The 19,944-nt window shown below is 70.2% G+C and carries 23 protein-coding genes; 18 read left to right on the top strand and 5 right to left on the bottom strand.

Features of this window, described 5'->3' with window-relative positions:
- Positions 1-28 precede the first annotated feature (28 nt).
- Positions 29-1,051: a LacI family DNA-binding transcriptional regulator gene (locus tag ABD882_RS14210; RefSeq protein ID WP_345187982.1), complete on the top strand. Its 1,023-nt coding sequence runs from the start codon at positions 29-31 to the stop codon at positions 1,049-1,051.
- 65 nt (positions 1,052-1,116) lie between these two features.
- Positions 1,117-1,596, top strand: coding sequence for an adenylyltransferase/cytidyltransferase family protein (locus ABD882_RS14205; RefSeq protein WP_345187981.1), 480 nt, complete (start codon positions 1,117-1,119; stop codon positions 1,594-1,596).
- Between the two features lie 219 nt (positions 1,597-1,815).
- Here ABD882_RS14205 and ABD882_RS14200 read toward each other — a convergent pair whose 3' ends face one another.
- The gene (locus ABD882_RS14200; RefSeq protein WP_345187980.1) at positions 1,816-3,141 is read right to left on the bottom strand and encodes a glycoside hydrolase 5 family protein; all 1,326 of its coding nucleotides are present in this window, start codon (positions 3,139-3,141) and stop codon (positions 1,816-1,818) included.
- A complete protein-coding gene (locus ABD882_RS14195) occupies positions 3,138-4,562 on the bottom strand; it encodes a sulfatase family protein (protein WP_345187979.1) in 1,425 nt (474 codons plus the stop codon). The genes ABD882_RS14200 and ABD882_RS14195 overlap by 4 nt, the downstream gene beginning before the upstream one ends.
- Positions 4,563-4,728: 166 nt before the next feature.
- Here ABD882_RS14195 and ABD882_RS14190 point away from each other — a divergent pair, with 166 nt between their 5' ends.
- Genes ABD882_RS14190 through ABD882_RS14170 form a run of 5 tightly spaced genes read left to right on the top strand, consistent with a single transcriptional unit; the run spans position 4,729 to position 10,677 of the window.
- Entirely contained in the window at positions 4,729-6,018 is a 1,290-nt protein-coding gene (locus ABD882_RS14190) for a sugar ABC transporter substrate-binding protein (protein ID WP_345187978.1), read from the top strand.
- 33 nt (positions 6,019-6,051) lie between these two features.
- Positions 6,052-7,035 carry a carbohydrate ABC transporter permease gene (locus ABD882_RS14185; RefSeq protein ID WP_345187977.1) on the top strand — a complete coding sequence of 328 codons (984 nt, stop codon included), beginning with the start codon at positions 6,052-6,054 and terminating at the stop codon, positions 7,033-7,035.
- The gene (locus ABD882_RS14180) at positions 7,032-7,937 is read left to right on the top strand and encodes a carbohydrate ABC transporter permease (protein ID WP_345187976.1); all 906 of its coding nucleotides are present in this window, start codon (positions 7,032-7,034) and stop codon (positions 7,935-7,937) included. The genes ABD882_RS14185 and ABD882_RS14180 overlap by 4 nt, the downstream gene beginning before the upstream one ends.
- Positions 7,934-9,421 (top strand): family 20 glycosylhydrolase, encoded by a 1,488-nt coding sequence (locus tag ABD882_RS14175; RefSeq protein WP_345187975.1) that lies wholly within the window; start codon positions 7,934-7,936, stop codon positions 9,419-9,421. Before ABD882_RS14180 ends, ABD882_RS14175 begins: the two co-directional genes overlap by 4 nt.
- Entirely contained in the window at positions 9,418-10,677 is a 1,260-nt protein-coding gene (locus ABD882_RS14170; RefSeq protein WP_345187974.1) for an EndoS/ChiA family endoglycosidase, read from the top strand. Before ABD882_RS14175 ends, ABD882_RS14170 begins: the two co-directional genes overlap by 4 nt.
- Positions 10,678-10,731: 54 nt before the next feature.
- On the opposite strand, the gene ABD882_RS14165 is transcribed toward ABD882_RS14170, so the two are convergent.
- On the bottom strand, positions 10,732-11,313 hold the full coding sequence (locus ABD882_RS14165; protein ID WP_345187972.1) for an HhH-GPD-type base excision DNA repair protein: 582 nt from the start codon (positions 11,311-11,313) through the stop codon (positions 10,732-10,734).
- An 82-nt stretch (positions 11,314-11,395) separates the two neighbouring features.
- Here ABD882_RS14165 and ABD882_RS14160 point away from each other — a divergent pair, with 82 nt between their 5' ends.
- The 6 genes from ABD882_RS14160 to ABD882_RS14135 all read left to right on the top strand — a co-directional run bounded on the left by ABD882_RS14160 (position 11,396) and on the right by ABD882_RS14135 (position 14,435).
- Positions 11,396-11,839 carry a helix-turn-helix domain-containing protein gene (locus ABD882_RS14160; protein ID WP_345187971.1) on the top strand — a complete coding sequence of 148 codons (444 nt, stop codon included), beginning with the start codon at positions 11,396-11,398 and terminating at the stop codon, positions 11,837-11,839.
- Positions 11,840-11,892: 53 nt separating this feature from the next.
- Positions 11,893-12,186 carry a HepT-like ribonuclease domain-containing protein gene (locus tag ABD882_RS14155; protein WP_345187970.1) on the top strand — a complete coding sequence of 98 codons (294 nt, stop codon included), beginning with the start codon at positions 11,893-11,895 and terminating at the stop codon, positions 12,184-12,186.
- 105 nt (positions 12,187-12,291) lie between these two features.
- A complete protein-coding gene (locus ABD882_RS14150) occupies positions 12,292-12,516 on the top strand; it encodes a FitA-like ribbon-helix-helix domain-containing protein (RefSeq protein WP_345187969.1) in 225 nt (74 codons plus the stop codon).
- Entirely contained in the window at positions 12,513-12,896 is a 384-nt protein-coding gene (locus ABD882_RS14145; RefSeq protein WP_345187968.1) for a type II toxin-antitoxin system VapC family toxin, read from the top strand. Before ABD882_RS14150 ends, ABD882_RS14145 begins: the two co-directional genes overlap by 4 nt.
- 253 nt (positions 12,897-13,149) lie before the next feature.
- Positions 13,150-13,617 carry an SRPBCC family protein gene (locus ABD882_RS14140; RefSeq protein ID WP_345187967.1) on the top strand — a complete coding sequence of 156 codons (468 nt, stop codon included), beginning with the start codon at positions 13,150-13,152 and terminating at the stop codon, positions 13,615-13,617.
- Positions 13,614-14,435: an SRPBCC domain-containing protein gene (locus ABD882_RS14135; protein ID WP_345187966.1), complete on the top strand. Its 822-nt coding sequence runs from the start codon at positions 13,614-13,616 to the stop codon at positions 14,433-14,435. The genes ABD882_RS14140 and ABD882_RS14135 overlap by 4 nt, the downstream gene beginning before the upstream one ends.
- Here ABD882_RS14135 and ABD882_RS14130 read toward each other — a convergent pair.
- Entirely contained in the window at positions 14,428-14,622 is a 195-nt protein-coding gene (locus ABD882_RS14130) for an NAD(+)--rifampin ADP-ribosyltransferase (protein ID WP_345188018.1), read from the bottom strand. The two genes, ABD882_RS14135 and ABD882_RS14130, sit on opposite strands and share 8 nt — an antisense overlap.
- On the bottom strand, positions 14,622-15,938 hold the full coding sequence (locus tag ABD882_RS14125; RefSeq protein WP_345187965.1) for a glutamyl-tRNA reductase: 1,317 nt from the start codon (positions 15,936-15,938) through the stop codon (positions 14,622-14,624). Before ABD882_RS14125 ends, ABD882_RS14130 begins: the two co-directional genes overlap by 1 nt.
- Before the next feature lie 151 nt (positions 15,939-16,089).
- On the opposite strand from ABD882_RS14125, the gene hemE reads away from it, so the two are divergent.
- The 5 genes from hemE to ABD882_RS14100 all read left to right on the top strand — a co-directional run bounded on the left by hemE (position 16,090) and on the right by ABD882_RS14100 (position 19,890).
- Positions 16,090-17,190, top strand: coding sequence for a uroporphyrinogen decarboxylase (gene hemE / locus ABD882_RS14120; RefSeq protein WP_345187964.1), 1,101 nt, complete (start codon positions 16,090-16,092; stop codon positions 17,188-17,190).
- The gene (locus ABD882_RS14115) at positions 17,187-18,665 is read left to right on the top strand and encodes a protoporphyrinogen/coproporphyrinogen oxidase (RefSeq protein WP_345187963.1); all 1,479 of its coding nucleotides are present in this window, start codon (positions 17,187-17,189) and stop codon (positions 18,663-18,665) included. Before hemE ends, ABD882_RS14115 begins: the two co-directional genes overlap by 4 nt.
- Positions 18,666-18,817: 152 nt before the next feature.
- Positions 18,818-19,234, top strand: coding sequence for a hypothetical protein (locus ABD882_RS14110; RefSeq protein ID WP_345187962.1), 417 nt, complete (start codon positions 18,818-18,820; stop codon positions 19,232-19,234).
- Between the two features lies 1 nt (position 19,235).
- Entirely contained in the window at positions 19,236-19,640 is a 405-nt protein-coding gene (locus ABD882_RS14105; protein ID WP_345187961.1) for a phage holin family protein, read from the top strand.
- Entirely contained in the window at positions 19,630-19,890 is a 261-nt protein-coding gene (locus tag ABD882_RS14100) for a hypothetical protein (protein ID WP_345187960.1), read from the top strand. Before ABD882_RS14105 ends, ABD882_RS14100 begins: the two co-directional genes overlap by 11 nt.
- Positions 19,891-19,944: the final 54 nt, after the last annotated feature.

Genomic DNA, 19,944 nt, shown 5'->3' with positions numbered 1-19,944 from the left:
AACTAAAACGATCTAGTACGGTGAGTCTATGTCACAGGCGAAGCGCACCACCATCGCGGACATCGCCCGGCTCGCGGGCGTCTCGCCCGGAGCGGTGTCTTTCGCCCTGAACGGGCGCCCCGGCGTCAGCGAGCTGACCCGCCGGCGTATCCTCGAGATCGCCGAGGAGCACCAGTGGCAGCCGAGCTCGGCAGCTCGCGCGCTGGTCGGGTCCCGCGCCGGCGTGGTCGGATTCGCCGTGAACCGTCCCGCCCGCACGCTCGGCACCGAGGCCTTCTTCACCGACCTGATCGCGGGAGTGCAGTCCGCGCTCGCCGCGCACGGGATGGCGCTGCAGCTCGTGGTCGTCTCCTCGATCGAGGAGGAGATGGCCACCTATCGGCGCTGGCGCAGTTCCAACCAGGTCGACGGCGTGATCGTGATCGATCCACGCGACGACGACCCCCGGTTGTCGCTGCTGGGTTCGTTGCCGCTGCCCGCCGTCGTGATCGGCAGCCGCGCGTCGGTCGGGGATCCGCCCTCCATCTGGCTTGACGACGAGGCCGCCGCGCACGCCCTGTTCGACTACCTCGCGGCGCTCGGGCATCGCGAGATCGCCTACGTGTCGGGACCTGCCGAGTTCCAGCACACCCGGATCCGCACCGACGTGCTCGCCTCCCTGGCGCGCCGGGACGTGACCGGAGAGACGCTCGTCACGGACTTCTCGCCCGCCGCGGCGACGTCCGCGACCCGCACCCTGCTCAGCCGCGCCGCCCGGCCGACCGCGATCGTCTACGACAACGACGTGATGGCGATCGCCGGGCTGAGGGTCGCGCAGGAAATGGGCGTGTCCGTGCCCGCCGCACTGTCGGTGGCGTCGTTCGATGACTCGGTGGTGACCGGGCTCGTGCATCCCTCGATCACCTGCCTCACCCGCGACACCTTCTCCCTCGGCGAGCAGGCGGCGGTGTTCCTGCTGGAGATGATCGACGCCGCAGATCCCCTGCCGGCGCGCCGTGGTCCCGCCCCCACGCTGACGATCCGCGAGAGCACCTCCTCACCCCGGCGCTGACAGGGGCCTCAGAGTCCGGCAGGGCGGATCCGATAGAGTTCGAGCGCTGAAGTGAGGAGACGCACATGGCGCCGGACGAGACCGTGAAGAAGCACCAGGACTACAACCCGGGACCGCGGGTGGGGATCACGTTCTCGACCTTCGACCTGCTGCACGCCGGGCACATCATGATGCTCGCCGAGGCGAAGCGGCAGTGCGACTACCTGATCTGCGGGCTGCAGATGGATCCCACCCTCGACCGTCCGGAGAAGAACGCTCCCACCCAGACGGTGGTCGAGCGCTACATCCAGCTGCGCGGCTGCTCGTACGTCGACGAGATCGTGCCCTACTCGACCGAGCAGGATCTCGAGGACATCCTGCGCTCCTTCAAGCTCGACGTGCGCATCGTCGGCGACGAGTACGAGGATCGCGACTTCACCGGCCGCACGTACTGCGAGGAGGCGGGCATCGAGCTGTACTTCAACAGCCGCGATCACCGCTTCTCCAGCTCCGGCCTGCGCAAGATCGTCGCCGCCAAGGAGGCCGAGCGGGTCAGCCGCGCCTGAGCGACACGTCGGCCCGGCCAATGTGCAGGGAGGGCGGGCTGTTCCGCAGGGCCTGAGCCCGGCCAGGCCGGAGTGGTGCCCATGATTCCGCGGCTGCCGTCGGGCAACGTGCTCGCCGGCCCTGCATAACGGCGGGGCCTCCCTGCAGATTGGCCCGCCCGACGGCGAGACCCGCGGTCGCGGCCAGGCCGCCGGAGTGCCGGGCTCGAAGCTGCCGTCTCAGAAATCGGCGGTATGGTCGACGACCGTGTTGTTGGAGGAGTAGGTCCCGGCGCCGGACGCGAGGTCGGGCCGGATCAGGTCGGTGATCCCGCGGGCGGCGAGGGCGGACGGATTCGCGGCCGTGCGCGAGGTGACGAAGGCAGGATCGGCTCCCGCTGCGCACGCATCCACCCAGGCCTCGAAGATCGCCCCGCCGGGGCTCATCGCCGCACGGCTGACCGGGACCTCGTGCTCGTCGACCTCGATCACGATCGCGGTCGGACGCGCGGGCACCGGCCGGCGCGCGCGCAGCTCGGGGATGATCTCCGCGAAGCGCCGCCCGATCGGCTTCGCGTCGCCCGCCTGGTCGATCAGGCCCAGCGAATACTCCAGCTCGGGGTAGTCGGCGAGCTCGCGGCCCACGTCGTGCGAGCACCACCAGGTCACGCCCCAGAGGTTCTCCGTGCGCACCGCGGCGCGCACGGTCGCCTCGAGGAAGTCGGGGGTCTGCTCCGGGGTCAGGCAGTTCGAGGGGGCGCCGACCTCCTGCAGCCAGATCGGCCGGTCCGGATCCGTCGCGAACGCTCGAGACAGCTCGATCATGTACTCGGCGTGCCGGTCGCTCGCCGCCGAGCGGCCCCCGTAGCGCTGCGCGGTGCCGTTGAAGATCCACGAGTGCACGGTCGTCATGGCGCCGATCCGGGTGGCGTGGGTCGGCACGAAGCCGTGCCCGTCCATGTACCAGGCGGCGTCGTACTCGCTGTGCACGTGCGGCAGGCCGGGGGCGGAGCGATCCGCCGCGTCCAGCAGAGTCGTCAGCCACGTAGCCGCTTCGTCGGGCGAGACCGGCCACGGGTGCGGATGAACCGCGGCGGAGAACTGGTTCACCTCGTTGCCGAGCGTGAAGCCGAGGAAGTTCGGCGCGTCGTGCAGGGCGTCGCCGAGCCGCTCGACGAGGGCGACCTGGCCGCTCAGCGCGATGGGATGCGTGAACATGTTCTTGTCGTGCCAGGTGAACAGCCACGACGGGATGAAGTCGAAGCTCGACAGGTGCCCCTGGATCACGTCGACGCTCACGTCGAGCCCGAACTCGGCGGCCACGTCGATCACGGCCCGCACGTCGGCGACCGCCTTCTCGCGGATGAGTGTGCGGTTCGGCTGCAGGATCGGCCAGAGCGGGAAGATCCGCACGTGGTCCAGGCCCAGCGCGGCGAGCCCGGCGAAGTCGCGGCGCACATCGTCGAGGTCGAGGTCGAGCCAGGCATGCATCCACTCCTTCGCCGGGGTGTAGTTCGCGCCGAACCGCAAGGGGGTGTCGCGGGTGGCGGCAGCACTGAGGGTCATCGGGTACGTCCTTCCGGAACGGGCTGGCGCGGGTGGGGTGAGTCGCCGAGCTCCTGCTGGAGATCCCACAGCTGCAGGGTCAGCTCACGCCGGATGCCGGCGTATGCGGGATCGAGATGCACGCTGGTGAGCTCGTACGGATCCGTCTCCAGATCGAACAGCTCCCACTCCGGAGGATAGGACGTGTCGCCCGTGTTGGGCAGTCCCATTCCGTCGGCGTAGTAGTAGATCAGCTTGTATCGGTCGGTGCGCACGCCGTAGTGCGCCCACACGTGGTGCATGTGGTCGTCGTGCTCGTAGAACCGGTAGTAGTGCGCGTCGCGGACCGGGATCGGATCCGGCTCGGTCACGAGACCGACGAGGCTGTGCCCCTGCATGCCCTCGGGGGCGTCGACGCCGGCGAAGTCGAGCAGCGTCTGCGCGATGTCGACGTTCGAGACCAGGGCGTCCGTGCTGCCGGCGGCGACCCGTGCCGGGTAGCTGAGCACGAGCGGCATCCGCAGCGACTCCTCGTACATGAAGCGCTTGTCGAACCAGCCGTGCTCGCCGAGGTAGAAGCCCTGGTCCGAGGCGTAGATCGTGACGGTGTCATCGAACTGGCTGCGCTCGCGGAGGAAGCCGGTGAGCGCCTGCACGCCCTCGTCCACCGCGGCCACGCAGCGCAGATAGTCCTGCATGTAGCGCTGGTACTTCCACACCGCGCGGTCGGCGTAGCCGAGCTCGGCCGGCGGATCCTGCTTCAGGTCGATGTCCGTGAGGTAGTCGGCGATCCGCATGGTGGCGTGGTGGGCGGGGGTGCCGCGGCCGTCGTAGTCGTCATCGAAGGTCGGCGGCAGCGGGATCGGATCCGTGAACAGGTCCGCGTGCCGGGGGTGCGGCAGCCACGGCCGGTGGGGCGCCTTGTGCCAGACCAGCACGCAGTACGGCTCGTCGCCCTGCGCGGCCATCCAGGCCAGCGCGCGGTCGGTGATGATGTCCGTGACGTAGCCCTCGTGGCGCACCGGGCCGAGTGGCGTGTAGAACTCCGGGTCGAAGTACTCGCCCTGATCCGGCAGCACCTCCCAGTGGTCGAAGCCGGCCGGGTCGTGCGCGGGCCCGTGGCCGAGGTGCCATTTGCCGAACATGGCCGTGCGATAGCCGGCCGCCCGGAGTGCGGTGATGAACGTCTCGTGGTCGTTCGTGAGATGCGTGGCGAGCGTGGTCACGCCGCTCGTGTGGCTGTACGTGCCGGTGAGGAACGCGGCCCGGCTCGGCGTGCACAGCGCGTTTTCGACGAGCGCGCGGTCGAAGCGGACACCCGTCGCGGCGAGGGCATCGATGCCCGGAGTCGCGTTGACGGCAGAGCCGTAGCAGCCGATCGCGTTCGCGGCATGGTCGTCGGTGAGCACGAACACGATGTTCGGGCGGCGGGTGGGGTTCATCTGTCTCCAGGAGTGCTGAAAGGCTTCGGTTTCCCGGATCCCTGTCGTTCAGGCCTGTTGGACGACGTCCCGTCCGTATGGCATGCTAGGCACACTATAGCGTTTTAGTGATGGGATACCAGCGCCGCCGGCGGTGGACCCAGGACCACTTCGAAGGAGAACGTCCATGAAGATCCGATCCACTCTCGCCCTGGGCATCGCCGTCACGGCGGCGCTCGCTCTGACCGGCTGCACCGGTGGTGCACAGGCTCCGGACTCGGGATCGTCCAGCGGGGAGATCAAGGGACAGATCACGTTCCAGACCTGGTCGCTGAAGAACGACAAGTTCACCCCGTACTTCGAGAACGTCGTGAAGGCGTTCGAGAAGGCGCACCCCGGCACCACGGTCAAGTGGATGGACCAGCCCGCGGACGGCTACGAGGACAAGGTGCTGCAGCAGGCCGAGTCGGGCGAGCTGCCCGATGTCCTGAACCTGCCGCCCGAGTACGCCGCCCAGCTCGCCCAGGCGGGGCAGCTGGCCGACCTGAAGAAGGCGTCCTCGATCCTCGGCGACTACGTCGCGGGCGGCGTCGGCGCGTACACGTACGACGGTCTGGACGGATCCTTCGGGTTCCCCTGGTACCTCGGCACCGAGCTGAACTACTGGAACAAGGACCTGCTGGCCAAGGGCGGCGTGACCACTCCGCCGAAGACGATCGACGAGACCCTGGACGCCGCGGCCAAGCTCGCGAAGGTCGGCGTGCAGTCGCTGTCCGATGTGCCCAGCCCGAAGTCGCTGCAGATCATGGTCTCGGACCAGGGCGGCACGCTCGACGTCTACAAGGGCGGCAAGTTCGTCTTCAACACCCCCGAGGCGCAGGCCATCATCCAGCGCTACGCCGACCTGTACAAGGCGGGGGCGATCACGCCCGAGGCGCTGCAGAACGCCGGCACGGCCAACGCGAACGTCAACAACTTCAACAAGGGCACGGTGGCGTGGACCACGGCCGGACCGAACTACATCGACAAGGACGTGGCCGTCAACGCGCCGAGCCTGCTGCCCGCCGTGGTCGCCACGGCCGACTTCGGCACCCCGCCGCTGTTCGTGCAGGGCATCAGCGTCTCCGCGAAGTCGAAGAACTCGGCGACCGCGCTGGCGTTCGCCGAGTACGTGACGAACGCCGAGAACCAGGTCGCGTTCGTCAAGCTCGCCTCGGGCTTCTTCCCCGGTGTGAAGAAGGCCAACGACGACCCGTCCGCGTTCGCCGAGACCGCGCAGAACCCGCAGCAGGCCGTGGCGACCACGCTCGCCGCCGCCCAGATGGGCAAGGCGAAGCAGACCGGTTCGCCGAAGTACACCGAGGCGATGGAGAACTACGCCAAGCAGCAGATCGCGCTCGCGGTGAAGGGCGACATCTCGCCCAAGGAGGCGCTGCAGAAGGCCGTCACCTTCTGCGAGCAGAACGTCGTCAAGTGATCCGATGAGCTCGCGACGGAGGGGGATGAAGTCATGAGAAGACAGCGCTGGTACACACCGTACCTGCTCGTGCTGCCCGGAGTGGCCTGGGTGTTCGTGTTCGCACTCTGGCCGTTCCTGAACACCATCGTGCTCGCGTTCACCGACGCGCGCCCCCTCCGTCCGGTCTCGTTCGTGGGGCTGGAGAACTTCGGCCGGCTCTTCCAGGACGAGCGGTTCTGGTACGCGCTGACGACCTCGCTGGTCTACGTCATCGTGTGCGTGCCGCTGCTGACGTTCCTGCCGCTGCTGCTCGCGATGCTCGTGCACCGCAAGATCCCCGGGATCGGGTTCTTCCGCACCACGTTCTACTTCCCGGTGATCGCCTCGGCCGTGGTCGTCGCGATCGTGTGGGAGTTCCTGTTCTCGGGCAGCGGCACCATCAACACGGCGCTGAAGTTCTTCGGTTTCGTCGATCGGCCGATCGAGTTCCTCTCGGATCGGTGGCTGCTGATCGGCTGCGCGATCGGCCTGACCGTGTGGAAGGGCCTGGGCTACTACATGGTGGTCTACCTCGCGGCCCTCGGGAACGTCGGCCGCGAGCTGCATGAAGCGGCGGCCATGGACGGCGCAGGCGCCTGGCGCCGGTTCTGGGCGGTGACCGTGCCGGGAGTGCGCGGGCCGATGATGCTCGTCTCCGTGCTGATCTGCGTCGGCGCGATGCGCGTGTTCACCGAGCTGTTCATCCTCTCCAACGGCACCGGCGGCCCCGGTGGCCAGGCGATGAGCCTCGTGATGCTGATCCAGTCGATGGGCAAGGGGCTGAACGGGCAGATCGGCTACACGTCGGCGATCTCGCTGGTCCTGTTCCTGCTCACGCTCATCCCGCTCGCGGTCGTCGGCATCGCGAACAACGGCGACATGATCCGCGAGGCGCTGAACAACCGGCGGGCCCGCCAGGAGATCCGTGCCCGCCAGCGCGCCGAGCGCGCCGAATCGCGCACCGAGTCGCGCACCCGCACGGAGGTGACCGCATGACCGTCCTGGCCCCGCGTCGCACGACGAAACCGCCCCGCGAGCGCGCCTATCGCACCCGTGGATCCGCCGACATCATGAAGCCGTCCCTCGGCGGCCTCATCGGCAAGTACGTGCTGCTCGTGGCCGTGCTCGGGATCATGGTGTTCCCGTTCATCTGGCAGCTGTCGACCTCGTTCAAGGGCTCTTCGGAGGACATCTACGGCTTCCCGCCGAACCTGATCCCGAGCGCTCCGACGCTGGATCACTACGCCGAGGTGTTCCGCACCATCCCCGTGCTCGACTATGCCTGGCACTCGCTGCTCGTGGGCGTCGGCACCGTGCTCACGAACGTCGTGTTCGCGACGCTCGGCGGGTACGCCCTGGGCTGCCTGAAGTTCCGCGGTAAGGGGATCGTGATGGCGATCTTCTTCTCCACCCTGCTGCTGCCCGGCGAGGTCACGCTGACCAGCCAGTACCTGACGGTGAAGTCGCTGGGACTGGCGAACACCCTGTGGGGCGTGTTCCTGCCGGGTGCGATCGCCGCGATCAACGTGCTGCTGATGGCGGCGGCGTGCCGGATGATCGCGCCGGACACCCTGGACGCCGCCACGATCGACGGCGCCAACACGATGCAGCGTCTGCGCCACATCGTCTGGCCGAACATCCGCGGGATGGTCTCAGTCGTCGCCCTGTTCGCCTTCATCGGCGCCTGGGACGACTTCCTCTGGCCGCTCGTGGTGCTGTCGGATCCGGCGAACTACACGCTCACGGTCGGCATGAACTATCTGAACTCGAACTTCGGATCCAACCCCCGCGTGATCGCGGCGGGCACGATGATCGCGCTGGTGCCGATCATCATCCTCTTCGCCGTCCTGCAGAAGCAGTTCTTCAAGGGCGTCGAAGAGGGGAGCGTCAAGGGATGACGGCGGCGGTGACGTGGGCGGCGATCCCGCAGCCCACGTCCTTCCGCGCGGCCGGGGGCCTCTGGGCGCCGGTGCGGGTGCGGGTCGTCGCCAGCGATTCCGTGCTGTCCCGCGAGGCCGCGCGCGTCGAGGGGGAGCTGGCCGGGCTCGGGATCCGCGGCGCGGCCGCGGCCGGCGATCCGGTGCTGCGGCTGCGGCTGAGCCCGCTCGCGGAGCGCCGGGACGTGAGCGACGAGTCGTTCACGATCGACGTCGCCGACGACATCGTGGTCACCGTGGCATCGGCGGCCGGGGCGTTCCGCGCGACCCGGCAGCTGCTGCACAACCTGCGAGCCCAGGGGGGCGTCCCGCGGGGGAGCGTGCGGTCCGCGCCGGCCGTGGCCGAGCGCGGACTGCACCTCGATGCCGGGCGCAAGCACTATCCGGCGGACTGGATCACGGCGCAGCTGCACGCGGCCGCCGATGTGGGCATCAACGTCTTCCAATGGCACTTCTCGGAGAACGAGGGCTTCCGGCTGGAATCGGCGGCGTTCGCGGAGATCGTCTCGGACGAGCGGATCAGCCGTGCCGAGGCGGCCCAGATCGTCGCCACCGCCCGCGATCTGCACATCGACCTGATCCCGTCGCTCGACATGCCGGGGCACCTGCGGCACGCGCTGCGCGCGCATCCCGGGCTGCGCCTGCCGGAGACGGAAGGACTCGAGACCGACCACGCCCTCGACATCACGCGCGAGGATCCGATCCTCTTCGCCCTCGCGCTCATCGACGACATGATCCCGGCCTTCGCGCACAGCACCCGCTGGAACCTCGGCGGCGACGAGTTCGTCGACTTCGACCGCATGGCCGAATACCCGGCCCTGGCGGAGGCGGCCAGGCAGCGCTACGGGTCCGAGGGGACCGGGTTCGATCTGCTCACCGCCTTCGTGAACCGGATCGCGGCGCACCTGCGCGAGCGCGGCTTGGAGGCGCGCGCGTGGAACGACGGCCTGCTCCGCAGTGAGCGCGAACGCCTGGATCCGGATGTCGTGCTGACCTGGTGGACGAACTGGAACGCGGCCATGCGGCCGGTCGCGGACGCGGTGGCGGCGGGGCATCGTCTGGTCAACGTCAACGACGCGCTGTTCTACTACGTGCTCGGCGAGAACGCCGGCTACGGCTACCCGACCGCCGAGCGGATCTGGGCGGCCGAGTGGCATCCGGGCCTGTTCCCTTCGCTGTGGGGCGCGGACGGGCAGGGCACGGTGCGGCAGGAGCTGCCGCTGCCGTATCCGGAGCTGCTGCTGGGCGTCTCGTTCGCGGTGTGGTCGGACCGGCCGGACGCGCAGACGCCGGAGCAGGTCGCGGAGGGGATCAGGGGACCGCTGCGCGCGATGGCGGAGCGCGCGTGGAACGCCGGCAGCGCACTGGGGATCACGGAGTTCGCGGCGCTCGACGCCGCGATCGGGGGAGCTACCCCACTCGAAGAAGAGAGAAGGCAGCAATGAAACGGACGACAGCAGCATTCGGCCTCAGCGCGATCCTTGCGGGTCTCGCCGTGTTCGGGGCGACGCCGGCCACGGCGGCGGATGCACCGGCGCAGGTCGGGAACACTTCGCAGTGCTCTGCCACGCCCCTCACGATGGCGTACTACCGCACCTGGCGCGATGTCACGGTGCCGCAGAGCGCCAACTCGAACCTGCCCGACCCGAACGTGACGCGGATGACCGACCTCCCGCCCGAGGTCGACGTGGCGATGGTGTTCGACGCGGGAGCCACGGCAGGCACCGACTACTGGCGCGCGCTCCGGGACGAGTACGTGCCGGCACTGCACGCGCGCGGGACCCGCGCCGTGTACACGCTCTGGATCGACAAGCTCGCCAAGGCGAACATCCCGCTCACCGAGCAGGCCTACCGGGACTACGCGCAGCAGCTCGTCGACACGTACGTCACGCCCTACGGGCTCGACGGCATCGACATCGACGTGGAGTCGTACCCCACCGGTGACAACCTGACGCGGGCGATCGGGGTCTTCCGCGCGCTCGGCGCGCTCCTCGGGCCGACCTCGGGCACGGACAAGATCCTCATCTTCGACACCAACCAGAACGGCGACACCCCGCTGTTCGAGGCCGTGTCGGACAAGGTGTCCTTCGTGCTGCTGCAGGCGTACGGCCGGGGCGCCGCACGGCTTCCCGCGACGTGGAACACCTTCGCCGACGACATCGCGCCGTGCCAGTTCCTGCCCGGCTTCTCGTTCCCGGAGGAGCAGGATCGCACGCACTGGGGCGATGCCGAGGGGATCTACGACCCGGCCACGGCGCCGTCGTCGACCGCGTACGGCTACGCCACCTGGCAGCCGGCGGAGGGTGCGAAGGGTGGATTCTTCGCCTACGCCGTCGACCGTGACGGCAAGGTGTGGGGCGACAACACCATCACGCCGACCTCGTTCACGTGGATGAAGAACCTGTCCGCGGTTCAGGACGACGCCGCGGGTGTCGCGCCGAAGGCGCCGACGGCGGCGCTCGCTGCGGATCGGGTGACCATCAGCGGTGTGGGGGCACCGGGTGCCACTGTCGAGGTCGCGGTCACCGGCCCGGGGCGCTTGCCCTCTCCGGCTTCCGCGACGGCCGCCGTGGACGGGCGGTGGTCGATCACGCTCGACCGCAAGCTCACCGTGCCGCAGACGGCGTCGATCACGCAGCGTCTCGCTCACACGGCCTCCTCGGAGCCGGTGACCGTGCGGTTCCAGCCGGAAGAGGGCTGACAGCAGGAGGGGAGGACGACCGCGGTCGTCCTCCCCTCCCGTGGTGCGGGCGGGTCAGCCCTTCGCGGCGGCCTTCATCGCGCGCTTGTGCTCGCGGACCCGGGTGAGCGACTCCGGCGAGACGATGTCGGCGACGGAGCGGAACGATCCGTCTTCCCCGTAGGGTGCGGACGCCTTGCGCCAGCCCGCCCCGGTGAATCCGTACTGCTTGCCGAGGAGGGCGAGGAAGATCTTCGCCTTCTGCTCGCCGAAGCCGGGGAGTCCCTTCAGCCGGCGCAGCACCTCGACGCCGTCCGGATCCTGCCCGGCCGTATCGGGCGCCGTCCACAGGTTCGCGGCGTCGCCGCCCCAGTCGTCGACGAGCGTCCGGCACAGCGCCTGCACGCGCGCAGCCATGGATCCGGGGAAGCGGTGCACCGACGGCGTCTGCGTGAACGCGGCGAGGAACGCATCGGGATCGTACGCGGCGATCGCGGCAGCGTCGACGGCTCCGGTGCGCTGCTCGATCTTGAGCGGACCGGCGAACGCGGTCTCCATGGCGACCTGCTGATCGAGCAGCATCCCGACCAGCAGCGCCAGCGGTTTGTTCGTGAGCAGTTCGTCGGCGGCGGTGTCTCCGGTGATGTGAAGGGCCATGCATCCAGTCTGCCAGGGGTGATCGCCCTCCAGCGCGAGAACTTCCTTGTGATCGGCAAGTGCCGCGCAATATCATCATGATATGAGCGAAACGCTGCGTGAGTTGCGCGAGAGAGCTGGGCTCAGCCAATCGCAGCTCGCGCTGCGCAGCGGTGTCGCCCAGCCGAACATCGCCGCGTACGAGTCTGGGCGGCGGAATCCGTCGGCGGCGATGGTCGGCAGGTTGCGGTCGGCCATGCGCCCTTCGCCTCACGAGGCGCTCGAACAGCATCGTGACGAACTCAAGGCGCTCGCTGCGGACTACGGGCTGAGCAACGTGCGCGTGTTCGGCTCAGCCGGCCGGGGCACGGACACCACGCAGAGCGACCTCGATATCCTCGTCACCCGCTCGCCGCACGTCGGACTGCTGACGATCGCCGAGTTCGCCTTCGCCGCCGAAGAGCTGCTCGGTGTTCCTGTCGACGTGGTCACAGACGGAGGGCTCCCCGCTGATCATCCGATCCTCCGGGCTGCGGTGGCCGCGTGAGCGATAGGGACGAACGGTCGCTTCGTGAGGTCTTGCGGCTGTGCGACGACGGCATGCGGCTCGCCGATCGAGGCCACGAGTGGTACGTCTCTGACGATCTCAACACACCGGGGCTCGCGGCCGAATCGATCATCATCAAGATCGGGGAGAACGTCGCGCGGTTGAGTGATGAAACGATCGTCGCGAACCCGCACGTGCCCTGGTCGAGCATCAAGCGCATGCGTGATCGGCTCGCGCATCGCTATGAGGCGACCGATTACGACGCGGTGTGGGCCACCATCAACGTCGACCTTCCTCGAGTGCGCGCAGCCATCGCCCCGCTTCTCACCGACGAGACCGGCGCTTGATCGCAGATCGGCGTCGCCTGTGCGGAAACATCCGAGTCCGGCTTCGGTGGCAGGCCGTACGGTGCACCACGTGCATGCAGTCCGCATGTGGCGTATGCTCTTTGCATGACAACAATCCAGGTTCGCAACGTCTCCGACGAGACGAGCCGTGCGCTCAAGGCGAAGGCCGCGCTTGAGGGCCGTTCACTGAGTGACTATCTGCTGCGCGAACTCGACCGCCTGGCGACGCGTCCGAGCCGGGCTGAATTGCTGGAACGGATCGCGAGCCGCGGCGTCGCCACACTCGAGCCCGCAGTACAGGTGCTCGCCGAGCAGCGCCCCGGTCGATGACGCTCGTCGTCGACGCATCTGCGGTCGCCGAGATCCTGTTCGGAACCGCAGCAGGGTACAAGGCGGCCGCGCTGATCGACGGGCACGAACTGTTGGCGCCGCAGCACCTCACGGCGGAAGTCGCCTCCGTCATACGAGGATGGTCGCTCAGCAGGCAGATCACCGATGAGCAGGCGTTGCGCGCGTTCGGTGAGTTCGACGCGCTCGGTATCGAGCAGGTGCCGATGATGTCTATGCTGCCCGCCGTGCATGCCCTGCGGCACAACGTCAGCGCCTACGACGCCATGTACGTCGTGCTCGCCCGTGCGGCCCAGTGCTCGCTGCTGACCCTCGACGCTCGTCTCGCCGCAGCCGTTCCGGATTGCGCGCTGCTGCCGTAAATCTTCGCGTGGTCAGATGCCTGCGGAGGGGGATGGAAAACGCTGCGCGCACGCGCGTGGGGGTGGCGAGATCCATCTCCGCGGTGCGCGGAGTAGCGGGCGGGGATGGAAAACACTGCGCGCACGCGCGTGAGGCCGGCATGATCCATCCCTCGGATCCGCCCTCGCGACTCTCGGATCCGCCCTCGCGACTTTCGGATCCGTCCCCAAAAACTCCTTGACATATTCGTCTAGACGAATGCATCATGTCGTCATGACTGAAATCATCGAACGTCACGTCTCCGCCTCGCCGGAGCGGATCTGGGAGCTCTGGACCACTCCGGAGGGGATCTCGCGATGGTGGGCGCCCGAGGGATTCCGCACCGACGTGACCGCTCTCGACCTGCGACCGGGCGGGGTGCTCGAGTACACGATGACCGCCGTGGCGCCGGAGCAGGTGGCGTTCATGGAGCAGAACGGGATGCCGCTCGCCACGGAATCCCGCAAGCGCTTCACCGAGATCGAGGCACTGACCCGGCTCGGCTACGCGTCGATCATCGACTTCGTTCCGGGCCACGACCCCTATGAGCAGCTCACCCAGATCGAGTTGCACCCGGCCGAAGGCGGCACCCGGGTCGTCATGCACGTCGAGCCGCTGCACGACGAGGTCTGGACGCAGCGTCTGCTCGCGGGGCGGGCGAACGAGCTCGACAACCTCGCCGCGCTCGTCGCCGCCGAATGAGACCCTCGGCGAGCGGTCGCGCGAGCGGCGAGATCGACCTGCAGCGGGCGTTCGCGGCGCTCGGCGAGCCCACCCGGTTCCGGGTCGTCGAGGTGCTCGCCGAGAGCGCGCGCACCGTGGGCGGCGTCGCCGACGCGATCGGCGCCCTGCAGCCGCAGACCACGAAGCACCTGCAGGCGCTCGAGGTGGCCGGGCTGATCGTCGTCCATAAGCTGGGTCGCCGCCGCGTCGCGCGGCTGGACCGGGCCGCGTTCGCGCTGCTCTCCGCCTGGCTCGGCGCATGGGCTCAGGAGGATCCCGACGATGTGGTCCTCGGTTCCTACGAACACGCGATCGCGGAGGCCGAGGCGGATCCTGCACGACCGCGGGCGCTCTCGCTGAGTGTGCGCATCGACGCGCCGATCGACGCGGTGTGGCGCGCGTGGACGGACCCGCAGCTCGCCGCCCGCTGGTGGGTTCCGCGGCACTTCGAGGTGCGCGGACTCGAGATCGGGCCGAACCCGGGCGCTCCCGTCCGGGTCGCGCTCGCCGAGCCGGGCGGCGCGATCTACCGCTCCGAAGGGCGTGTGCTCGACGTCGATCCGGGGCGGCGTCTGGCCTTCGCGCTCGCACCGCTGGACGAGGCCGGGGAAGCCCTGTTCGACGCCGTGCACACCGTCGAGCTGCGCGAAGAGGGCGCCGCGACCGTGGTCGAGCTTCGGATCGAGGCGGAGGGCGCGCGTCCGGGGGTCGCCGAGGCGCTCGCCGGGCTCGAGCCCGGATGGTCGCAGCTTCTCGACAATCTCGCCGCGCTGCTCGGAGGCGACGCGCCTAGTTGAGGATCTCGCCGCGCTCGTCTTCGAGGAGGGTGGCCAGCCGGTCGCGCCATCCCTGCAGGGCCTCGGGCGTGAGGCGGGTCCAGTCGTCGACGGCCGCGACCACGCGCAGCGGATCCCGGCTGCGGTACGAGCGGGTGGGATTGCCCGGATACCAGGGTACCGACGGGGTCGCGCCGGGTGCCGGGATCAGGCCGATTCGGCGTCGGCGCGCGGGGTCGCGGGGGCTTCGGCGGTCAGCCCGTACAGCGCCTCGACCGCGTCGATGAATTCGGACCCGCGGCCCTGCGCTGCGAGCTCGTGCGCACGGCTGGTCGGCGTGTGCAGCAGCACCCCGGCGAGGTGCCGCATCGCCTGCTCCACCTGTCCGCCGTCATCGCCGCGGCGACGGGCGCGCTCGATCTCGGACTCCAGGAGCTCGAAGATGTGCGCCCGCAGTGCCACGACGGCGGGGGTCACGCTCTCGCGGGCGCCGACCTCGTGGAACGTGGCCGCCGCTTCGCGCACGATCGACCGGGCGGCGTCGGTGGCCTGCAGCTCCTCGAGCGGCGCGTGCAGGCGGATCGTCTCGAGGTCGAGCAGCGTGACGCCCTCGAGCTCCGCGACGTCGGCGGACACGTTGCGCGGCATCCCGAGATCGATGATGAGCTGCGAGCCGGCGGATCCGGATCCGACGTGGGGCACCGGGCAGGCAGGCGTCGCGTCGACGGGGGCGAGCGCGGGGCCGCGGCCGGCGCGCAGGATCGCGGCGTCCAGGACCTCTTCGGCGCTCGTGCAGGTGATCACGATCGACGCGTGCGCCGCGGCCGTGGCGTACTCGGAGGCGGGCACGGCGCCGATCCCGTGTTTGGCGGCGAAGGCGGCTCCGCGGCCGGAGGGGGAGTGCACGCTGATGTCCTGCGCGCCGCGCTCGCGGAGCGTGGCGAGAGTGACCGCCGCATAGGATCCGGTGCCGACGAGCAGCACGCGGGCCGCGCTCCAGTCGGCGATCCGGCTGTCGGCGAGTTCGAGCGCGAGGCGCACCAGGGAACGGCCGGCCCGCCCCAGAGCCGTGTCCTTCTTGACCCGGCGCTGGGCCTCGCTCGCGCGCTGGAAGAGCCGCTCCAGCTCGGGGGAGGTCGAGCCGTGCTTGCGCGCCGAGGTGAGCGCGCGCCGCACCTGACCGGCGATCTCGCCCTCGCCGGAGACGACGGACTCCAGCCCCGAGGCGACCGCGAACAGGTGCTCCACGACCCGGGCGCCGGAGTGCACGGCGGACGAGGCGGAGAGCGTCTCGGCGGTGACGCCGCTGCGCTCCGAGACCGCGGTCAGGACCTGGGCGATCGCGAGGTCGTCGGCGGGACCGTCCACATCGACATACGCCTCGAAGCGATTGCACGTCGCAAGGACGACGGCGCCGCGGGAGGCCTCAGACAGCGATCCTGCGAGGTCCTCCGGCGTGCGGCTGAGTCGCTCGAGGAGATCGAAGGGGGCGGTCTTGTGGTTCGCCGTGACGCAGAGCAGCACGCTGTGAGTTTACGCTCACGGCGCTTTGCGGATCCTGGACGTCGTCGCACGCGGACACGGATCCTGGCTGGGGCGGCCCGCCCTGTCCCGGCCGCCCGGATCCTGTCGCGTCCAGGGCGACGGCACAAGCACCGTCGGGGAGAATGGAGCCATGCCCCTCACTGACACGCCCCTGCTGCGCGCCCTCGCCGGAGAACGCCCCGACCGCACCCCGGTCTGGTTCATGCGGCAGGCCGGGCGCTCGCTGCCCGAATACCGCGACCTGCGGGTCGGCACGCGCATGCTGGACGCCTGCCTGACGCCGGATCTCGCGGCCGAGATCACGCTGCAGCCGGTGCGCCGGCACGGTGTCGACGCGGGCATCTTCTTCAGCGACATCGTGGTGCCGCTGCGCCTGGCCGGCGTCGACGTGCACATCGAACCCGGCCGCGGCCCGGTCTTCGCCGATCCGGTGCGCACCGCCGCCGACGTCGATCGGATCACGGCCATCGATCCGGCCGGCCTGGACACCTCCGCGATCGTCGAGGCCGTGCGGCTCGTCGTCGCCGAACTCGGCGAGGCGACGCCGCTGATCGGCTTCGCCGGCGCGCCGTTCACGCTCGCCGCGTATCTCGTCGAGGGCGGCCCGTCGAAGGAGCATCTGCGGGCACGGGCCTTGATGCACACGGATCCGGGATCCTGGAACCGCCTCGCAGGTTGGCTCGCGCAGGTCTCGCGGACCTTCCTCGACGCCCAGCACACCGCCGGGGCGAGCGCGGTGCAGCTCTTCGACTCCTGGGCGGGATCGCTGAGCCCCGCGGACTACCGCGCGTTCGTCGCCCCGCACTCCGCGGCCGCCGTCGACGGCATCGGCGCGCCGGTGATCCACTTCGGCGTCGGCACCGGACCGTTCCTCGCCGACATGCGCCTGGATGGTCGCGCGGATGCGGTCGGCGTCGACTGGCGGCAGCCGCTCGACGAGGCCGCCGCGGTGCTCGGCGGCGACGTCACCGTGCAGGGCAATATCGACCCCGCTCTGCTGAGCGCGCCGTGGCCGGTGCTCGAGGCGCACGTGCGCGATGTGCTGCGCCGCGGACGCGCAGCCCGCGCGCACATCCTCAACCTCGGTCATGGCGTCCCGCCGGAGACCGATCCCGCCGTGCTCACCCGCATCGTCGAGCTCGTGCACGGGGTCGTTGCAGAGCCGGTCGACGCCGCCGCGCCGCAGGACGGCCCGCTGCAGGACGGCCCGCTGCAGGACGCCGCGCGATGACAGAGGCGCACCCCGCCCCCGAGCTCGCCGAGAAGGCGGCGCGGCTGCGCATCGCGGTGATCGGCGGCGGCGTCGCCGGGCTTGTCGCGGCCGAGTCGGTCGCCGCGATCGGCGCGCACGTGACCGTGTTCGAGGCCGCCGACGCTGCGGGCGGCGCGGTGCGGCGTGGCGAGGCCGACGGGCTGACCTTCGACGCGGGGGCGGAGAGCTTCGCGGTGCGCGGCGGCCACGTGCGTGCGCTGATCGAGGAGCTCGGGCTCGGCGGGCTCGTGGTCTCCCCGGAGCCCGGTGGGGCCTGGGTCGCCGGCATTCCCGGGGGCGCCGCGCCGCTGCCCAAGGGCGGGCTGCTCGGGATCCCGGCGAACCCGTTCGCGGAGGACGTGCGCCGCGTGATCGGATGGAGCGGCACCTGGCGCGCCTGGCTCGATCGGCTGCGCCCGCCGCTCACGATCGGCCACGACCACAGCCTGGGCCGGCTCGTGCGCAAGCGCATGGGCGACCGCGTGCTCGACCGTCTCGTCGCCCCGGTCAGCACGGGCGTGTACTCGGCGCACCCGGACGACATCGACGTCGACGCCGCGGCCCCGACGCTGAACGCCGCGCTGACCCGCACCGGATCCCTCTCCGGCGCCGTCACGGAGGTCACCGGCGGAGCGGGCCGCGCGCCCGGCGCCGCCGTGCAGGGCCTTTCCGGCGGAATGTCCGCGCTCGTCGACGGCCTGATCGCGCGGCTCGAGCTGCTCGGATCCGAGGTGCGCACGGCCTCGCCGGTCGAGCGCCTGGAGCGCGACGCCGACGGCTGGATCGTGCGGGTCGGCTCGGTCCCTGAGCCCGGCGCCTCCCCGGTCCCTGAGCCTGTCGAAGGGACATCCCGCTTCGATGCGGTCATCCTCGCGACCGACGAGGCGACCGCCCGCCGCCTTCTCGCCCCGCATGTGCCCGATCTCGAGGCGGTGACGGCCGGATCCTCGCCGCGGATCGAGATCGTGACCCTCGTGCTGGACGCGCCGGAGCTCGACTCCGCACCGCGCGGATCCGGTGTGCTCACGGTCCCGGGATCGCACACGGCGAAGGCCCTCACGCACAGCACCGCGAAGTGGGCGTGGCTGCGCACGGCCGCCGGATCCCGGCACGTCGTGCGGGTGTCGTTCGGATCCCAGGGCGAGGATCCCGCCACCGCCGCGCTCGATGACGAGGCCGCGGCAGCCCTCGCGCTCACGGAGGCCTCGGCGCTGCTCGGCGTGGCCCTGCGCCCGGCGCAGCTGCGCGGCAGTCAGCGTGCCCGGTTCGTGCAGGCGCAGCCGTCCGCCGTGCTCGGCGCGGCAGAGCGGAGGGTGGCCGCGTCCGCCGCGATCGCCGCGATCCCGGGCGTCGCCGCCACCGGCGCCTGGCTGAGCGGCACGGGTCTCGCCCAGGTGGTCCCGCACGCCAAGGCCGAGGCGGAGCGTCTCCGCCACGACCTGCTCTGGGGGTGATCCCCGCCGGGACCGCGTCATTCCGCAGCACCTCCCGGGCGCGACGCCGCACGGTCCTGCGGACCTCGGGCCCGCACCCCGATAGATGCCGAAAACGGAATACAGGGTTACGCTGGGAGTCCGCAAGGTCGACCACAACGTGAGGAGACCCCATGAAGGGGAAGATCGGACTCGTCGTCGGACTCGGCGCCGGATACGTCCTGGGCACGCGCGCCGGCCGCGAACGCTACGAGCAGATCAAGAAGCAGTGGCTCAAGGTCTGGCACCTCGATCCGGTGCAGGCGCAGGTGTCGAAGGTGCAGGATTTCGCGAAGGCGCAGGCCGCGGCCGTGCCGCAGGCGCTGTGGAACGCGGGAGTCAAGGTCGTCAAGGCGGCCACCTCGAACGGCACACCCGGCCAGCGCGTCGACTCGACGATCGCGACGGGCAAGGCCGCGGCCGAAGACGTCAAGACCGTCGTGGCGGAGACCGTCGAGGCCGCCGAGAAGAAGACCGCCGCGAAGACCGCCGCGCCCAAGAGCACGGGGAAGTCCGCCGGTGCCCAGGGTGCCGCGCGCGACGGCGACTGACATGGCCAAGAACTACCGGGATCGCGCCGACGACAGTCTGCTGACGCTGCTCGGCGACCTCCCGGATCTCGTCAGCCGTCTGGTCAAGGCCGAGATCGACGCCGCGAAGACATGGATCGCGCGCACGGCGAAGGATGCCGGGATCGGCAGCGTCTGGTTCCTCGTCGCGCTGTTCTTCCTGTTCTGGACGGTGCCGATCATTCTCGTGTTCGCCGTCGCCGGCCTGTCGTCCTGGTTCCCGGTGTGGCTGGCAGCGATCATCACGTTCGGGATCCTGCTGCTGGCCGTCGCCGTGTTCGCACTGCTCGGGATCCTGAAGTTCCGCAAGGTCCTGCGCCGGGAGAACCCCGCCCAGGCCGTCGCCACAGACGTCCGCATCGTGAAGGAGGCCGGCAATGGCCGTTGACGCCGAACTGCCCCGCACGGCGGTGGCGAACGGGATCGTGGATCCTGTCGCCTCGGCCCGCGCCGAGCTGAAGGCCGCGCTGCTCGCGATCGAGGAGAAGGGCAACGTGCCCCGCCAGCTGCAGAAGGCCGGCGGCCGGGCTCGCGCGTACGCCCGTCGAAACCCGGTCGGCGCGGTCGGCTTGGCCGTCGGCGTGGCCGCGGTCGTCGGCGGGATCGTCTGGGCCCTGGCCCGCAGCATCTCCCGCTGACCCGCCCCTCCGGTTTGGGGCTTGCGGATCCTCGTGCGGGGCGTCGTCCGTCAT

Source organism: Microbacterium panaciterrae (assembly GCF_039541635.1).
Taxonomy (GTDB): Bacteria; Actinomycetota; Actinomycetes; order Actinomycetales; family Microbacteriaceae; genus Microbacterium; species Microbacterium panaciterrae.
The sequence above is the reverse complement of the archived record's forward strand: the minus strand, read 5'-3'. Positions and strand labels throughout refer to the sequence as shown.